Below are 15,816 nucleotides of genomic sequence, written 5' to 3'. Positions count from 1 at the left end.
GCATAATAGACTTAGTCAGTTCGATCGTGACCTATCGGTTTACCAGCCTATCGCGACAGGAGGTCAACGCCATGTTAGGAATCAGCCTAGAGCAAACCCGTGTCTATCAGGAAGCCAAAGAAGAAGGTATCGAGGAAGGGATAGAAAGAGGGATAGAAAGAGGGATAGAAAAAGGCAAGATGGATGTTGCACTAAATCTGTTGCGACGTAATTTCCCAGTAGAGGAAATTGCTGAGATTACGGGATTGTCGATCGAGCAAATCCAAACCCTCCAAGCCCAGTCCTCAACGGAGCCTTCCTAGTTCCCTATCGCTCTCAAAAACCGGGATTTTCAGAAAATCCCGGTTTTTATAGACCAGGCTGCGGTCAACTAAGCAGCAGCGTTAAATTTAGGCGGCTTTGGGCACAAAGGGAATCCGTTCTGCATGGCCCCAAAAGGCTTCTAGGCCGTAGTATTCCCGTTCGCTCGGCATTTGCACATGCACCACCACATCGCCATAGTCTAAACAAGCCCACAGCCCTTCACTCAGTCCCTCGTTGCGCAGCGGTTTACGATCGAGGGTTTCTTTAATCTTGTCCTCGATCGCGTTGGCGATGGCCCGTACTTGCACCTTGGAATAACCCGTCGCCATCACAAAATATTCCGTGATCGGGGAGACCTCTCCAACTTTGATCAACACAATGTCTCCTGCTTTGCGATCGTCGGCAGCTTCTGCGGCGAGGAGGGCCAATTGATCGATCGGATCAGCAGAATCCATTGGGGAATTGTTTTGTGGAACGGAAAGGTTAATGGTTTCAGACATGCGGTAGTTAATGGTGTAGATGGATAAACGACAGCGAAGCAGAGAGTCTATCAGATAATGAATCAGGAAGCTATTATTTTAATCGCAATCCTGGGGGTTTCATGGAAGTTGGCGTCGGTGGTGTTGGGGTGGCATGGGTCACTAGGCGTTGTAGTAGATTCAGAGTGCAGACTGAGTACAGAGTGCAGACTGAGTAGACCTATTGTAACGACTGGAACATGGTAACGGTTGGCATAGCCCAATGCGGGACATCGGCCTGAGGGCTGGGGGTAGGGCGGGACGATCGCGGGCTTTGGCTCTGCTGGAAAAACCAATTGCGGGTTGCCACGGTGCGGGGATGAATCAGGCGTTTGGACTCCATGAGATATTTCAACGTGTAGTCAGATGTATGCCACACGGCCTCGGCTAGGTTGCGGGAACTGATTTGGCGGAGGTCGTTCAAGGCGTCGGTGTTGCCCCGTCCCGGTTCCAAGGTGTCGGCCAGGAAGACGACGCAGGAGAGCGCTGACATGCCGGGTTGGCCCAGGGTGTGATTGCGAATGGCGGCTAGAATTTCTTCGTCGGTGACGCCGAACTCGTCTCGGGCAACGATCGCACCGATGTCGGCGTGGAGGAGGTGGGGATCGGCTTCGTCTACCTCGTTTAGGGGAATGCCTTCATCCTGGGCCATTTTGAGGAGGCGATCGGGGGGGAAGAATTTGGCGAGGTCGTGCATTAATGCGGCTTGGGCGGCTGTTTCGGTGCAGAGTTGATGGGTCTGCGCGAGGGCGATCGCCATCTGTTCAACCCGCAGGATGTGTCGAATTCGAGGCTCAGGAACATGGGCTTTCAGCCAATCTAAAACGTTTTCTCGCAAAACCGACTGGAAAGGTACGTACTGAGACGGTGGATGCAATGGGCTTTCTCCCGTAAAGATGGGTGGTTTTCCCTATTTTAGCCTACTGCTCCCGGCCTGAAGGGAAGTGCTAGCATGGGAGCAAAAAGAATCCTCTACTTACAAGCGATTGTCGCACGATTATGTTTTTCCATCCATCAATGCTCATTCTCATTCCAGGCATGATCCTTGTCTGGTGGGCACAACAGCGCGTTCAAGGTACCTATGAAAAGTATTCCCAAGTGCAATCGACGCTGGGGATGACGGGTGCCGAGGTGGCTGAGACGATTTTGAAGCGTATGGGCGTGAACCACGTTTCTGTTGAGCCGGTAGACGGGGTGCTGAGTGATCATTATGACCCGAGTGCTAAGGCTGTGCGTCTGTCAGAAGTGGTGTATGGGTCACGATCGCTGGCTGCTGCGGCTGTTGCGGCTCACGAGTGTGGTCATGTGCTCCAGGATGTGGAGGGCTACCAGGCGATGAATCTGCGGGCGGCTTTGGTGCCTGTGGTGAATTTTGGGTCTAATTTGGGGCCTATGCTGATTATGGGTGGCTTGATGCTGGGGGCGCTCAAGGGTTTTGGCCTGGGTATGCTGGCGATTTATATCGGGATTGTTCTGTTTGCGTCGGTGTTGGTGTTCCATTTGGTGACGCTGCCGGTGGAGTTTGATGCTTCGGCGCGGGCACTCCGGCTGATTAATGAGTTTGGTATTCTGCAAGGGGAGGAAAATCAAGGGGCGCGTAAGGTTCTGAATGCGGCGGCGTTTACCTATGTGGCGACGGCGTTGTATGCCTTTTTGCAGCTCTTGCAGTACATTCTGATCATTATGGGGGCGCGGCGCGATTAGGCTAGGTTGAGCCGATCGCGGGTCGATCGCGGGTTAGTTGTCGGTCGATCGCGCAGTAATTTGAAGTGTGGGTTGGGTTTCTCTGCTGAACGGGGGAATTCAACCCTAATTTTTTGGCTGATCGTGGTTTCTAACGGGTGCCAAATGCCACGTTACCAAATATCACAGGATTGCAAACAATTGCAAAATAGTTGACAGCGTCTCGCTTTGCCCCTAGGCTTGTTTTTCATAGCTGAGTGCAACTGTGTGCATCAAGTCCCGATTGAATGCAGCTATGAGCCCAAAAATTAAGGCGCTACCCAGCGTTGCAGTCAACAACAAAGGGTAGCTAAACCCCAAGCTGATTACGGCAGCTAGGCGGTCTGACACGGATTTTAACATTCGATCGGGCCACCCTACTTGTCCTGCGCAAAAGGGTGGCTTTAATTTTTGGGATTTCTTCCCGTCTCTACAATCAGGAGAAATCCCTATGGTAATTAATTTTGGCGGTCTCGATCGCGCGATCGAGGACGATCGGAAGCCGTTGCAGTTCTACCTTGTGGGCACTCGCGAGGAGGTGCAGTCTACGATTAATCAGTTGTATGTGCTGCGATTTAGCGATCGGGTACGCTGGAGTCCGCCGGTTCCGGTGCCGGGTTCGGAGTGGAAATACGTGAGCAAGATGGAACGCGATCGGGCAGTGGAGTAAGGGGCGATCTCAAAACCTAAAAACCGGGATTTTCAGAAAATCCCGGTTTTTGGAGATAGCGCGATCGACGTTAAATTCAATACTACAAAGTCCCCCTTTTGTAGCTTTGCTTCCCGCAGGGTAGGGGGATTTAGGGGGATCGAAAACACGCGATCGACATTAAGTTCAATACCACTAAAAACAATATCTTGAATGGCAAAAAATATTCTCTGCAACAGGGAAAATTACAAAGGGTAAAGGGCAAGAGAGCAGAACAGCAAAGGGCTACGAAAGAGTCCTTGGAGCTGAACAGACAACACGAAAACCGACGAAATCGTAGCACGCATCCGCAATATAGTTGTTGCGAGTGGCAGAGCGACAATACCTAGAATCGATGAACCACGGACCGCCACGAAGTATTCGCTTTTCATCCTCATTAGCCCCTGGAATCAACCAAGCCGAGCCATCGATCGGAGCACCCTCATATTTATCATGCCCATGATCTAAACACCATTCGCAAACATTGCCATGCATATCGTACAGACCAAACCCATTGGGCGGAAAACTCCCGACTCGCGTTGTCTTTCCTCGATACTGGCCTTTCTGCCCTTTTCCGTAGGTTGAATCGCCATCGTAATTGGCTAAATCCGTCGTAATCGTCTCACCACAATAGAACGGCGTTGTGGTTCCCGCACGGCAGGCATATTCCCATTCGGCTTCGCTAGGTAAGCGATAGGTCTTACCTGTTTTCCGTGATAATCGATCGCAAAACTCTACTGCCTCGAACCAAGAAACTTGCTCAACAGGTAAATCCTTACCCGTAAACTGAGATGGGTCAGCCTTTAAATTTCGCTGTACCTTGGGCCACTGGGCAACCACCTTCCACTGGGCCTGCGTCACCACAAACTTTCCCATCCAAAATGCAGGTACTATCACCTGATGTTGCGGCAATTCCTGATCTGATGCACCTTCTTCTCCTTCAGCTGCCCCCATTAGAAACGATCCAGCAGGAATGGCTACCATCTCCAGCGCTATACCATTCCCCAGATCTTCAATGAAGTATTCTGCGCTTCCTGCTTTCTTCGTCGAAACTAATTTGGTTCCCAGTCCCAAAAATCTTCCCGGTTCCACTGTGAGCGTAACTGTTTCAAACCTAAATGTCCCACGGATAGCCGGTTCAGGCGATCGCTGAATAGACGCAGGTGGCAAATTCCATGCACCGGTGATTGATTGTTCAATAACCGCCACGTCTTCCTTGCTCAACCCCAAATTTTGCTGAATTTCATTCAACCGCCGTCGGGCTCGATCGTTTGGGACAAGCCCATTCTTGATTGCTAACTTAAAATACTTTGCATATTCTCGCCACTTTTCACCCGCTTGATACGGAATTTTGGCCTCTGCCTCAATCGAGCGTGTCTCCTCCTCCGTTAGCCCTTCCCGCAGCCGCAACGTTTCCAACGTCCCCCGATCGAGCGGATCATCAATCTCCCCTGCAAACCGCCAGCCCAACTCCCGATCGAGCTCCTGCAACAGCCCATCCACCGCCTGCCGATACACCACCTTCGGATCGGTCTTAGGAGCCTTCACGATCGGCACATTGTAGCCCTCATCCTTCGCCACAATAATCTTCGGCTGCGTCGCCCCCTTCTGCTCAATCTCAAACCGCCGCTCCGCATACTGGTGCAAATCCTGCGCCAAAATCCACGGCTGCCCCAGCCGCTGCGCCGCCCCCGCCATCCCCTCCAGCAAATAATGGGTATACAACGACAACCCATCCACCGCCTGATAGGACACCTGCGCCGAATTCGACGACGCCAAAATCACCCGCCCCGGAGCCGCCAACGGCCCAAAATCCACATCCCCCTCACCCTTCCGCAACAAATCCGCGATCGCCCCGCTATAGCAACAATCCAAAATCACCACAATCTGCTGCGATCGGCACATCCCCATCTGCCGCCGCAAAAAATCCGCCGACATCGCACTGGACTCAATCAGCCGCTTACCTTCCTTCGTCGTCCCCCGCCCACAGAGATGCAACTGCTGCTGACTCAGGCTATTCCCCAAATCCCCATGCCCCGAGAAATACAGCAACAGCACATCCTCCGCCTGCCGCCCAACAAAAAACCGCTCGATCGCCCCCTCCATCTCCCCGCGATCGACATTACACCGCAGATCCACCTGGAACGATCCACGATCGGCATCCGCCAAGACCCGCGCCATCTCCTCCGCATCCCGCACACTTCCCGGCAGCGGAGTCAGCCCCGGCCCATACTCACCCACCCCCAGCACCAGGGCATACCGATTTTCCAGCCGATTTCCCATCATTCCTTCCGCTTAGTCTTTCCGCTTAGCCCTTTCGCTTAGTCCTTCCGCTTTGCCGCCGCGATCGTCGCCACAAACCGCTCAAAATCCTGCATCGCTGCCTCCCGATCCTGCTCATTCCGTCCCTTAAACTTAAACTTCACCCCCTCATACTCATACTCAAACTCCGCCTCCGTCCCCGCCAGTGCCCCGATCGCGCCTTGCTCCTCCAGTTCCGCCGCCACCACCCGCACAATCTGCTGCAACTCCTCCCCATCCACCGTCGGATCATCCACCCGAATCAACACATCCACATCCATCATTCCACCTACCCAATTGGTCTCTAATTTGCCTCCAATTGTATATGCTCTCTTCAAACCAGGATCCCAACGAAGCGTCGATCGGCGGCCTCCGTCTCGTAAAATAGGAGATTGCAAAGACCCATAACTGCAACCCATAGCAAAAGGACTTCAATCATTCATGGATATCCAGGAGTTTTTTCAAAAATCCGCTGGCCGCTGGTCTTCCATCAAAAGTAACCACCACGTAGACGTTACTCAGCAACAAAGCGGCAAATCCACCCTCGAAATGCAACTCCTGGAACCCAGCGATGCCGCGATCGCCCAACTCTGCGAAAAACAAGGGGTCAACCCCAGCCAAATTACCTGCGCCGCCCGAGTCCAGTGGGACGGCTTCGTAGAAGGCGAAACCAGCAACCAAAAAGGCTCCCTCGTCATGGCCGCGATCGCCCACCCCGACGATCAACGGCAAGGCAAACTCCTCCGCGCGATCGGTAACTTTGGCGTCCCCGCCCCCGCCAGCGAATTTGCCTTTGGTGAAAACAACGAAATCACCATCACCACCGAACAGGAAGGACTGCTCACCGTCGAACGCATCTGGTACGAAAGCGACAATGTTCGCCTGCGCCACAGCAAAATCCATCGCCCCGACGGCAGCAACAGCGTCACCTTCTGCTCCGAAGTCCGGCTGATTAGCGCCCCCGCCAAATAACCCGGAAATCCCCCGACAATCACAAAAAGAGCGTAACTCGGTTGGAACTCAGTGTAATTTCCATAGCCGAACTACGCTCTTTTCAATGACTCGTTTTGAATCGCTGGTTGTATCTAAACCGTTGCCTCTTCCAACATCAGCTTCGATCGCTTCAGCATTTCTGGAACTTCGATCGGATACTTACCCGTAAAGCAAGCTGAACAGAAATTTGTTGTATCCTGTAGCGTTGTCTCCAGCATTCCCTCTAGCGATAAATACGCTAGCGAATCGACGCCGATTTGCTCAGCAATTTCCTCAACGGACTTCGTTGCCGCAATCAAGTGATCCTGACTATCGGTATCGATGCCGTAGAAACAAGGATGGGTCACCGGCGGCGAAGAAATCCGCATATGCACTTCCGTCGCACCCGCATCCCGCAACGCCTTAACAATCTTGCGGCTCGTCGTCCCCCGCACGATCGAATCATCCACAATGATCACCCGCTTACCTAGCAGCACATCCTTCAACGGGTTGAGCTTCATGCGAATCCCCGACTCCCGCATCGACTGAGTCGGCTGAATAAACGTCCGGCCCACATAGCGATTCTTAATCAACCCTTCCGCATAGGGAATCCCCGACGCCTGGGAAAAGCCGATCGCCGCAGGCACCCCAGAATCCGGCACCGCAATCACGATATCCGCATCCACCGTAGATTCCTTTGCCAACTGCCGCCCAATGCGCATCCGGTAGCTATACAAGCTCTCCTCATGCACCGTACTGTCAGGCCGCGCAAAGTAGATCATTTCAAAAATGCACAGCTTGCGGTGGCTCTCCGACCAGCGGAGCGAAGTCAGTCCCGCTGCCGTAATGCAGACCAATTCCCCCGGTTCCACATCCCGGATGTAGGTTGCACCAATGATGTCCAACGCACAGGTTTCCGAAGCCAACACATAGCGCGCCGGCGTGCTGTAGCCTTCGCGGGGCAGGGTGCCAATCACCAACGGACGCACCCCATTGGGATCGCGCGTGCCATACAGTGCCCCCGGTGTCCCGATCACTAGGCTAAACGCCCCCGTCGATCGCTTACAGGCCGTGATAATCGCATCCTGCCACTCCTGCCCGTCATTCACCGCCTCTCCGATCGCCACCGCAATCATTTCCGAGTCAGTGGTCGTTTGCAAATCATGGTCGCGGTCTAACAATTCCGCTTGCAAGTCCGCCGTATTCACCAGGTTGCCATTGTGGGCCAAGGCCACCGGGCCGAGACGTGTTTTGACCACCGCTGGCTGGGCATTGACCACCCGGCTGGAACCCGTCGTGGAATAGCGGGTGTGCCCCACGGCCAAATCCCCCGGCAACTCCGCAATAATCGATTCATTAAACACCTGGGTCACCAGGCCCATGTCCTTATGGAGATGCACCGTCTCCCCTTCAAAGGTCGCAATCCCTGCGGACTCCTGACCTCGGTGCTGGAGCGCGAATAACCCAAAATAAGCAAACTTTGCAACGGCCTCTTGGGGTGCATAGACCCCAAAGACCCCACAGGCTTCCTCCGGCTTGTCCGGGCGATCGTGAAGCGGGTCATCGGAATGGTCAAATAAGTCTTCGGTTGGCATCATAATCGATCACCTATGGATGTCCAGAGTAGAGCGGTTAGAAACACTGGGTCAGCAACGTTAGCGGAATTGCGATTATCCAAACGTTAAGGGTTCCTTAATAATCGCATATGGGCAGAGATTCGGCATGGTACCGGATGGATGAAATCTCCAATCTCTACCCAGTCCCCATCCTGAACGTCCGAATTGTCGATAGAAGTCGATGGAATTTGTCTATTCTGTCATCCGTCGATCGATCGCATTGGCCCAGGTTTCGGTCATTTCCGCCACGGTCAACTGGATCACAACTTGCTCGGCCACGGTATCGGCCACGGTATCGGCCACGGTAATCGTCAGGGCTGATCCGATTTCTGTGACTTGCCCGATCGCTTGCCAATGATCACCCAACTGTTCTTGCAGAAACGTTTCAAAGGTCGTCTGGTGTTCGGGAGCCACCGATACGATAATTCTCGCGCCCCCTTCCGCAAAGAGCAGGTGATCGATGCGCTGGGTGGTGGTGCATTGGATCGCCGCCCCCAGATTCCCGCCAATGCAGGACTCTGCCAGGGCGATCGCCAATCCGCCTTCCGCCGCATCATGGGCCGATTTGATCCATCCCTGCTGAATCCCCGATCGGCAAGCGGCCTGCACCTGCCGTTCCAAGGCGAAGTCAATCACGGGCGGTTGGCCAGCCACGGTTTGATGAATCGCCGCCAGATATTCCGATCCACCCAACGTCACCGCAGGACTGGCTGCATCCGTGCCAAACCCCAGCAGGTAAATGCGATCGCCCGCTGCCTGGAAGCTTTGACCTGCAATCTTGCTTAGGTCTTCCACCAAGCCCACCATGCCGACGACGGGGGTGGGGTAAATCGGTTGGGGATTACCGTCGGAATCGAGGGTTTCGTTGTACAGGGAAACGTTACCGCCGGTGACGGGCGTGGCAAATTCCTGACAAGCTTCCGCTAAGCCTTTGCAAGCGTTAGCCAACTGCCAATAACCGATCTGTTTTTCGGGGCTGCCAAAGTTGAGGTTATCCGTCACAGCTAAGGGCTCAGCTCCGACACAGGACAGGTTCCGTGCCGCTTCAGCCACAGCCGCCTTCGCGCCTTCGTAGGGGTTGAGGTAGACGTAACGGGGGTTGCAATCCGTGGTGGCTGCAACGCCTCGGGTGGGGGCGGGCTGATCCAACAAAATCGCTTCCGTCTCCGTGGCCTGGGGCCGTACCCGCACCACTGCCGCATCCGCACCACCGGGGAAAATCACCGTGTTGTTCTGTACTTGGTGATCGTACTGGCGATAGACCCAGCGCTTGGAGGCGATCGTGGGGGTGTCCAGCAGTTGCAGCGTGATTTGGTTCCAGGTCAGACCGTTCAATCCTTGGGTATCGCAGGCAGGCAACTGGGACTCATTCCACGCCCAAGCCGTTTGGGCATAGGCCGGGGCTTCCGCCATCAATTCCCGGCGGTAGATCGGGGTGTTGTCCGACAAGGCCGTCGCCGGAACCAAGGCCGCCACTTCGCCTTTAAACAAAATCCGCACGATCGGATCTTCAATCACCTGACCCGCCACAACGGCTTGCAATTCCCACTTGTGGAAAATGTCGATGAGTTCCTGTTCCCGACCTTTGGCGGCGACAAACAGCATCCGTTCCTGGGATTCCGAGAGCAGATATTCGTAGGGCACCATCCCCGTTTCCCGCGCGGGAATTTTGTCCAGATCTAGCTCAATGCCGACGCCCCCCTTAGCGGCCATTTCAGCGGTGGAACAGGTCAATCCAGCGGCTCCCATGTCCTGGGCAGCGACCACGGCTCCGGTTTTGAAGGCTTCTAGGCAAGCTTCGATCAGGGATTTTTCCAAAAAGGGATCCCCCACTTGCACCGCTGGCCGATCGTCCAGGGATTCATCGGAGAGTTCCGCACTGGCAAAGCTAGCCCCGCCCATGCCGTCCCGTCCCGTCGTGGAACCGACGTAGAGCACCGGGTTGCCAATGCCCTTGGCTCCGGATTTGACAATTTCTGGGGTTTCCATCAAGCCTAGGGCCATGGCATTGACCAGCGGATTGCCGGAGTAAGCCGGATCAAAGTACACCTCGCCGCCCACCGTGGGTACGCCAACACAGTTGCCATAGTGGGAAATACCCGCAACGACCCCCTGGAACAGCCGCTTCGTTTTCGCATCCGCCAGATCACCGAAGCGTAGGGAATTGAGAATGGCGATCGGGCGGGCTCCCATGGTGAAAATGTCCCGCAGAATTCCACCTACTCCGGTGGCCGCCCCTTGGAAGGGTTCCACTGCCGACGGGTGATTGTGGGATTCCACTTTAAAGGCGAGCCGTAGCCCTTCCCCGAGATCAACGACTCCGGCGTTTTCCCCCGGCCCAACAAGAACCCGAGGCCCCGTGGTGGGAAACTGGCTCAGCAGAGGCCGGGAATTCTTGTAACAGCAGTGCTCCGACCACATGACGCCAAACATCCCTAGTTCAGCTTTGTTGGGATGGCGATCGAGCCGTCGGACAATTTCTTCGTATTCGTCGGGTTTGATGCCTTCGGAGGCAATTTCTTCGGGGGAAAACGGTGCAGTTTCAAGGGCAGTCATGGGGTCGCTCGCTCGATCTGAACAGGGAAATATTATAGGGAATAGCGGGTCAGCTATTGAGGATCAAGCCGAACTCCTTAAGTATCCGTCTGAAGCGATTCGATTCCCTGAATCTGTTCGTGATGAATGGCGAGGGCAACTATGACAACTTCAACTCCAATCCACTCAACCTTCAATCCCAATCAACCACTTCAATCCCAATCAACCCAGCATCAAAGTCATGCGTCTTGAACAAGTCATGCGTCTTGAACAAGTCATGCGTCTTGAATGGGCAGCATAATGACAAATTCTGCACCGTGGGTTCGCTCAGGATTGATCGTCAAGGAACCATGATGTCGTTCTTCAATAATCTGACGCGAAATGGAGAGGCCCAGCCCGGTTCCTTTGCCAGCAGGCTTGGTGGTAAACATGGGTTCAAACATTTTGTTTTGAATCTCTTGAGGAATACCCATGCCATTGTCTGCAATTCGGATCATCACCTGCTCTTCCTGCACCGCAGTCTGTACCTGAATTTCGGGGTCACTCAATTTGCCCTGCTCGATCGCGTCATCCAACGCATCGATCGCGTTGGCAATTAAGTTCATAAAAACTTGGTTGAGTTGACCAGGATAGCAATCAATGAAGGGGAGCTCACCGTAATCCCGGATAACTTGAATCCTGGGTTTTTGCGCCACTGCTTTGAGACGATGACCCAGAATTAACAGCGTGCCATCCAAGCTTTCATGGAGATTAATCGGCTGTTTGCTTTCAATATCTAACCGGGCAAAATTACGCAACGCCACGGAGATGTCATAAATTCGATGACTGCTCAACCGAATTGTTTGCAGGATTTTTGGAAAGTCTTCTAGGATAAACTCTAAATCGAGCTGTGCCAGAGCATCGGCCTCTTCAGGGGAGAGATTAGGCGTGATTTCTCGGTAAAGTTGAATCGCTCGCGTCAGATTGAAAATGTAATTTTCCGTGGGATCAATGTTGTTGATAATGCAACCGATCGGATTGTTCATCTCATGGGCAATGCCCGAAACCAACTCACCTAATGCGGATAGTTTCTCTTGCTGAACCAGCTTGGTTTGGGCCTGCCGTAATGCTTCGGTGCGCTGATAAACCCGTTGATCTAGGGTTTGATTCAACTCCTGTAATTCTTGATTTTTTTGCTCTAGTGCTTGATTGAGATGATGCAGTTTCAAATGGACATCGACCCGCGCAATCACTTCCACTTCATCAAAGGGCTTGGTAATGTAGTCCACAGCCCCCACGGACAAGCCTTTCACTTTGCTCTCAATGTCTGAGAGTGCAGTCATGAAAATCACAGGAACCTGCTGTGTTTCCGGCATTGCTTTCAGACGACGGCAGGTTTCAAATCCATCAATTCCTGGCATTTGGATATCCAGCAAGATTAAGGCTGGCACCTTTTTGCGGCTCAATGCAATAGCACTTTCACCATCTTCCGCAGCCCGCACTTTAAGCCCACTCGCTTTGAGCGCTTGCGAGAGAACTGCTAAATTGGTAGGACTGTCATCAACAATTAAAATGAAGTCGTTGTCTTCTGGGAACATAGTTTGGCATTCAAAGGATTGATACAGTCGTCGCTTCAACGGACTACCCGGAATTGATAAATTCTTACGCTATTTTTTCTTGCTCTACATTTAAGGGTAACGTCAATAACTCCTAGGAACAAAGAGGGTTCGTCATTTCTTCATTGGGCGGGAGGGACCGTTGTACCATGATTTTCAGGGTTTTGATCTGAAATCCTTCAGCCAATGCAATAATTTGTTGCACACAAGGCTTATATTGAGAGTCTTGCTGGCTCAGCTGTTGAGCTGCTGCAATGACCTGATCCAGATCCCCTTCTTGCAGCAAGTCATTAATTTTCTGCAAAAAGGATTTCGGCAGACCTGCGATCGCGGCTTGCCGATTGGACTCATCTGCAGCGCTCTGAGGCAGGCAGAAATTTTGTTGTTGATAGGAATCGGGGCAAGATTTAGACGCGCCGATCGCAGGGACATCTACAGTAAATGCAAAACGACTCCCTTGCCCGAGGGTACTCTGAACTTCAAGTTGGGATCCCATTAATCCTACAATTTGCCGACTAATCGTCAATCCTAACCCCGTTCCTTCTGCCTGTCGTCGGGGATCTCCGACCTGTTCAAAGGGGAGAAAAATTTGTTCCAGTTGTTCAGGCGCAATTCCAATGCCCGTATCTGTAACCACAAAGCGCAGTCGTTGCCAGACGGTGGAGGGGTTACCTTCCGCTCTAGCCACAAGCGGGTTGGATTTCACTTGTAGACACACCTCTCCCCGATCGGTAAATTTGATCGCGTTCCCAATCAGATTGATCAGGACTTGGCGCAGCCGTTTTTCATCCACTTCGACGGTGTAGTAAAGGTTTGAATCAGGTTGGTAGATAAACTCAATACCTTTCTCCACGGCTCGTAGGCGAAAAATATCCACTACCGTTTCCAAAAATTGATCTAGCTGAGTGGGTTGGGGTTGCAAAACGAGCTTCCGAGCCTCAATTTTGGATAGATCCAGCACATCATTAATTAACATCAGCAGATGCTGACCACATTGGTGAATCACCCGCAATCCCTGTTGTCCCTGCGGCGTCATAGATTCGATCCGCTGCATAATTTGGACGTATCCCAAAATGCCATTCAAGGGAGTTCTCAGTTCATGGCTCATATTCGCCAAGAATTCACTTTTAGCTTGGTTGGCCCGCTCAGCTTGATCCTTTGCCAGTTGCAATTCTGTGGTTCGGGCAGCGACTTGTTTTTCTAAATCTTGGGAATATTGGGATAGCTGTTGATTCGCAACTTCCAGTCGCTGATTACTACTGGCAAGTTGAAGGTTCGCGATCGTCAATTTACGTTGCTGATCAACATTAGTCGTTACGATCGCGGCCATCATGAAGGCAACCAGAGCTGGCATGACAGGCAAAACGAAACCGAAGAGAAAACTGCCATAGGCAATCATCACGAGCAGGCCACTGGTCCCCAGGGCAACCCCAAAAATTCGACCACTCGATCGGGGGCGAGAGGAGCGACCGCACCAAAGACTCTCAAATAGACCAAGGCAAGTCCATGCAATGATCCAACAATACGTTTCGTAGGTTTCTAAGCCTTGGAGGTAAGCATTCCCATGGAGTGCCCCAAACATCAGTTGATGGGCAATATTGGCATGGACGATCACGCCAGGAGTCGGTTTCCGTGAGGTAAACCAAGAGGCACTGAAGGGCGTCGCAAAGAAGTCATTGGTACTGGGGGCGGTGGAACCGATAAACACCATGCGATCGCGCATGAACTCTAGGGGAACTTGTCCCGTTAAGACCTCTCGCATAGACACCTTCCGAAAGGCATCTTCTGCACCATACCAATTCAGTAAAATTTGGTATCCGTTTGTTTCACGATATCCCACCCCCGATGCGATGGGGCGATAGATGGTTTTTCCAAGTCGATAAATCTGCGCATCCGCATCGATTTCGTCTAACTGAATGTTGTCCACAGCCAGATATTGCGTCACCATCTGAGCTGCGAGTCCTGGTTTCAGTCGCCCTCCTTCCATCTCATCTTCAGCGGTAAGCAATGCCCGCCGCACATGGCGATCCCCATCCAAAATCAAGTCCGCTAAGCCCACTCGATCTTGTTGTTTTAAGGCGGGTGGGGGAGCGACGCGACTGCCAGTTCCCGCAATTTTTTCAATCCCAAGTAAATTAGGCGTGGACTTAAAGACTTGTTGGAGAGTGGCGTAGCCCTGACCTCGGGGTAAATCTCGATAGAGATCCAGGCCAATCACCCGGGGTTGTTGCGCCCGAATTCGCAGGAGTAACTTTGCCAACACATCATCTGGAATCGGCCAATCTCGCACCCACTGAATGTCCGATTCATCAATTGTGACGATGACAATTTGCTGGGCTACCTTCTGCGCTTGCGGCGATCGCCAATGGGATCGTAACTGCGTAAACTCATCCCGTAAACGCCACTCTGCCAAATTAAAGGCTCCAACTTCCTGCCCGAGAATTACGGCTAGCGCAATGCTGGGGGCAATAGCTACGATTCCCCAATTTCGTTTAACCAGTGTTTGAAGTCGATGCCACATCATTTGGGGAAAATTGACCCAGGCTGCATAGGAAACTCATGCAATCACGGAGGAGATAGAAATCTCAATGCCGATTTTGATTGGAAGACCACTTAGAACAATATCCTACTGGCCTAGGGGAACCGTTGCGATCGGGAGTAAATCAACTGCGGCTAACAAATTTTGCCATTCTTGCTGAGCCAGTTGATTAGAAGGTTGGTCACGCCGCAGTTGAGCCAGTTCATCTAAACAGTCATACCAGATGCCGTTACGACCAAAAATCTCTGCCCGTTGTACACCTTGGGTTTTCGTTAAGGCAGTTGTCATTTCGGGGGGAGTGGGAACCCGTTGAATCCAGCCATCCACATAGGGGGCCTTGGGGGTCAGCTCGTCATTCATGGCAACGGCCAACACCCATTGATAGTTTTTACCCACCTGCAATTCGGGACTCCCTGCAGGCAGTGTGATGGGAATCACTCCAGATTTCCCTTCAATGGATAGGGTCATTTGATATTCCTGCTGGCCCTGTTCATCTTGCAGGCTAAAGATTGCCGTTTTGGCTGAGGAGGCAGGGAGATAGATCCAGAACGTCGGGCGAGCAGAGATCGTGAGTCCTGAAAAGGTTTGTGGGAGCAGTGCGAGTATCGCGTCCGCATTACGGGAGCCCCCAGCCGTGGATTCTCGCACAACTCCCCGACCTCGTTTGGGGCGAAACAGCCCGCGACTATTTCCTCCAACGTTGTCTGAAGCGATAGGACGAGCAGCGGGGGGAACAAAGAGGCTTAAACTACGACTGCCTCCCCCTGTTGCTTCGTTCACAACCCCTTGGCCCTTCCTCGGCTTAAACAAACTACCTCGCGAGGATTTTCCCAAGGAAGCCGCAGGAACCGTTTTTTGAGCCGGAGGTATGAAAATAGAAGATTGGGCGGAAACCGGAGATATTTCCAGGGTTGGGATCATAACCCCGATCGTTCCCAACACAGCTAGAACTCGCTGCCCTAACAGCAGCTGTTTTTTCGAGGATTTGTAGGTATTCATCGGTAAATTCATGGGTGGAATGAATCTG

Annotated in this window: 13 protein-coding genes; 4 read left to right on the top strand and 9 right to left on the bottom strand. The window is 52.7% G+C overall.

The features are described from left to right. Nucleotides 1–302, top strand: a 302-nt coding sequence (locus tag H6G21_RS20145; protein WP_190575246.1) for an Rpn family recombination-promoting nuclease/putative transposase, incomplete at its 5' end; no start/stop codon positions are given. 87 nt (nucleotides 303–389) lie between these two features. Here H6G21_RS20145 and rsfS read toward each other — a convergent pair. Further along, on the bottom strand, nucleotides 390–803 hold the full coding sequence (gene rsfS / locus H6G21_RS20140) for a ribosome silencing factor (protein ID WP_190575244.1): 414 nt from the start codon (nucleotides 801–803) through the stop codon (nucleotides 390–392). 199 nt (nucleotides 804–1,002) lie between these two features. Next, nucleotides 1,003–1,698, bottom strand: coding sequence for a bis(5'-nucleosyl)-tetraphosphatase (symmetrical) YqeK (yqeK, locus tag H6G21_RS20135; RefSeq protein WP_242041957.1), 696 nt, complete (start codon nucleotides 1,696–1,698; stop codon nucleotides 1,003–1,005). A gap of 122 nt (nucleotides 1,699–1,820) precedes the next feature. Between yqeK and H6G21_RS20130 the strand changes: the two genes are divergently transcribed. Beyond that, a complete protein-coding gene (locus H6G21_RS20130; RefSeq protein ID WP_190575233.1) occupies nucleotides 1,821–2,525 on the top strand; it encodes a zinc metallopeptidase in 705 nt (234 codons plus the stop codon). A gap of 469 nt (nucleotides 2,526–2,994) precedes the next feature. After that, nucleotides 2,995–3,213 carry a hypothetical protein gene (locus H6G21_RS20125; RefSeq protein ID WP_190575231.1) on the top strand — a complete coding sequence of 73 codons (219 nt, stop codon included), beginning with the start codon at nucleotides 2,995–2,997 and terminating at the stop codon, nucleotides 3,211–3,213. Between the two features lie 264 nt (nucleotides 3,214–3,477). Here the strand turns inward: H6G21_RS20125 and H6G21_RS20120 are convergent, their stop codons facing one another. After that, nucleotides 3,478–5,517, bottom strand: coding sequence for an SUMF1/EgtB/PvdO family nonheme iron enzyme (locus H6G21_RS20120; protein WP_190575229.1), 2,040 nt, complete (start codon nucleotides 5,515–5,517; stop codon nucleotides 3,478–3,480). 35 nt (nucleotides 5,518–5,552) lie between these two features. After that, nucleotides 5,553–5,816 (bottom strand): hypothetical protein, encoded by a 264-nt coding sequence (locus H6G21_RS20115; protein ID WP_190575219.1) that lies wholly within the window; start codon nucleotides 5,814–5,816, stop codon nucleotides 5,553–5,555. Nucleotides 5,817–5,973: 157 nt separating this feature from the next. On the opposite strand from H6G21_RS20115, the gene H6G21_RS20110 reads away from it, so the two are divergent. After that, nucleotides 5,974–6,504: a phycobiliprotein lyase gene (locus tag H6G21_RS20110; protein WP_190575217.1), complete on the top strand. Its 531-nt coding sequence runs from the start codon at nucleotides 5,974–5,976 to the stop codon at nucleotides 6,502–6,504. Between the two features lie 113 nt (nucleotides 6,505–6,617). On the opposite strand, the gene purF is transcribed toward H6G21_RS20110, so the two are convergent. From purF to H6G21_RS20085, 5 genes are all read right to left on the bottom strand, one after another. Continuing rightward, complete coding sequence (gene purF / locus H6G21_RS20105; RefSeq protein ID WP_190575215.1) at nucleotides 6,618–8,102, bottom strand: amidophosphoribosyltransferase; 1,485 nt, start codon at nucleotides 8,100–8,102, stop codon at nucleotides 6,618–6,620. A gap of 210 nt (nucleotides 8,103–8,312) precedes the next feature. Next, complete coding sequence (purL, locus tag H6G21_RS20100; RefSeq protein ID WP_190575213.1) at nucleotides 8,313–10,676, bottom strand: phosphoribosylformylglycinamidine synthase subunit PurL; 2,364 nt, start codon at nucleotides 10,674–10,676, stop codon at nucleotides 8,313–8,315. Between the two features lie 254 nt (nucleotides 10,677–10,930). After that, a complete protein-coding gene (locus tag H6G21_RS20095; RefSeq protein WP_190575211.1) occupies nucleotides 10,931–12,232 on the bottom strand; it encodes a response regulator in 1,302 nt (433 codons plus the stop codon). A 112-nt stretch (nucleotides 12,233–12,344) separates the two neighbouring features. Then, the gene (locus H6G21_RS25815; protein WP_190575209.1) at nucleotides 12,345–14,774 is read right to left on the bottom strand and encodes a CHASE2 domain-containing protein; all 2,430 of its coding nucleotides are present in this window, start codon (nucleotides 14,772–14,774) and stop codon (nucleotides 12,345–12,347) included. A gap of 102 nt (nucleotides 14,775–14,876) precedes the next feature. Next, entirely contained in the window at nucleotides 14,877–15,788 is a 912-nt protein-coding gene (locus tag H6G21_RS20085; protein ID WP_190575207.1) for a DUF928 domain-containing protein, read from the bottom strand. Nucleotides 15,789–15,816: the final 28 nt, after the last annotated feature.

It is taken from the genome of Alkalinema sp. FACHB-956 (assembly GCF_014697025.1).
Taxonomy (GTDB): domain Bacteria; phylum Cyanobacteriota; class Cyanobacteriia; order Leptolyngbyales; family Leptolyngbyaceae; genus Alkalinema.
This window is presented reverse-complemented; position numbering and strand designations above follow the sequence as displayed.

What these genes read in the sequence shown, in the direction of transcription:
- H6G21_RS20130 (WP_190575233.1), top strand. Translation starts at nt 1,821, where the DNA reads ATGTTTTTCCATCCATCAATGCTCATTCTCATTCCAGGCATGATCCTT.
- H6G21_RS20095 (WP_190575211.1), bottom strand. Translation starts at nt 12,232, where the DNA reads ATGTTCCCAGAAGACAACGACTTCATTTTAATTGTTGATGACAGTCCT.
- H6G21_RS25815 (WP_190575209.1), bottom strand. Translation starts at nt 14,774, where the DNA reads ATGATGTGGCATCGACTTCAAACACTGGTTAAACGAAATTGGGGAATC.
- purF (WP_190575215.1), bottom strand. Translation starts at nt 8,102, where the DNA reads ATGATGCCAACCGAAGACTTATTTGACCATTCCGATGACCCGCTTCAC.
- H6G21_RS20085 (WP_190575207.1), bottom strand. Translation starts at nt 15,788, where the DNA reads ATGAATACCTACAAATCCTCGAAAAAACAGCTGCTGTTAGGGCAGCGA.
- rsfS (WP_190575244.1), bottom strand. Translation starts at nt 803, where the DNA reads ATGTCTGAAACCATTAACCTTTCCGTTCCACAAAACAATTCCCCAATG.
- H6G21_RS20120 (WP_190575229.1), bottom strand. Translation starts at nt 5,517, where the DNA reads ATGATGGGAAATCGGCTGGAAAATCGGTATGCCCTGGTGCTGGGGGTG.
- H6G21_RS20110 (WP_190575217.1), top strand. Translation starts at nt 5,974, where the DNA reads ATGGATATCCAGGAGTTTTTTCAAAAATCCGCTGGCCGCTGGTCTTCC.
- purL (WP_190575213.1), bottom strand. Translation starts at nt 10,676, where the DNA reads ATGACTGCCCTTGAAACTGCACCGTTTTCCCCCGAAGAAATTGCCTCC.
- H6G21_RS20125 (WP_190575231.1), top strand. Translation starts at nt 2,995, where the DNA reads ATGGTAATTAATTTTGGCGGTCTCGATCGCGCGATCGAGGACGATCGG.
- H6G21_RS20115 (WP_190575219.1), bottom strand. Translation starts at nt 5,816, where the DNA reads ATGATGGATGTGGATGTGTTGATTCGGGTGGATGATCCGACGGTGGAT.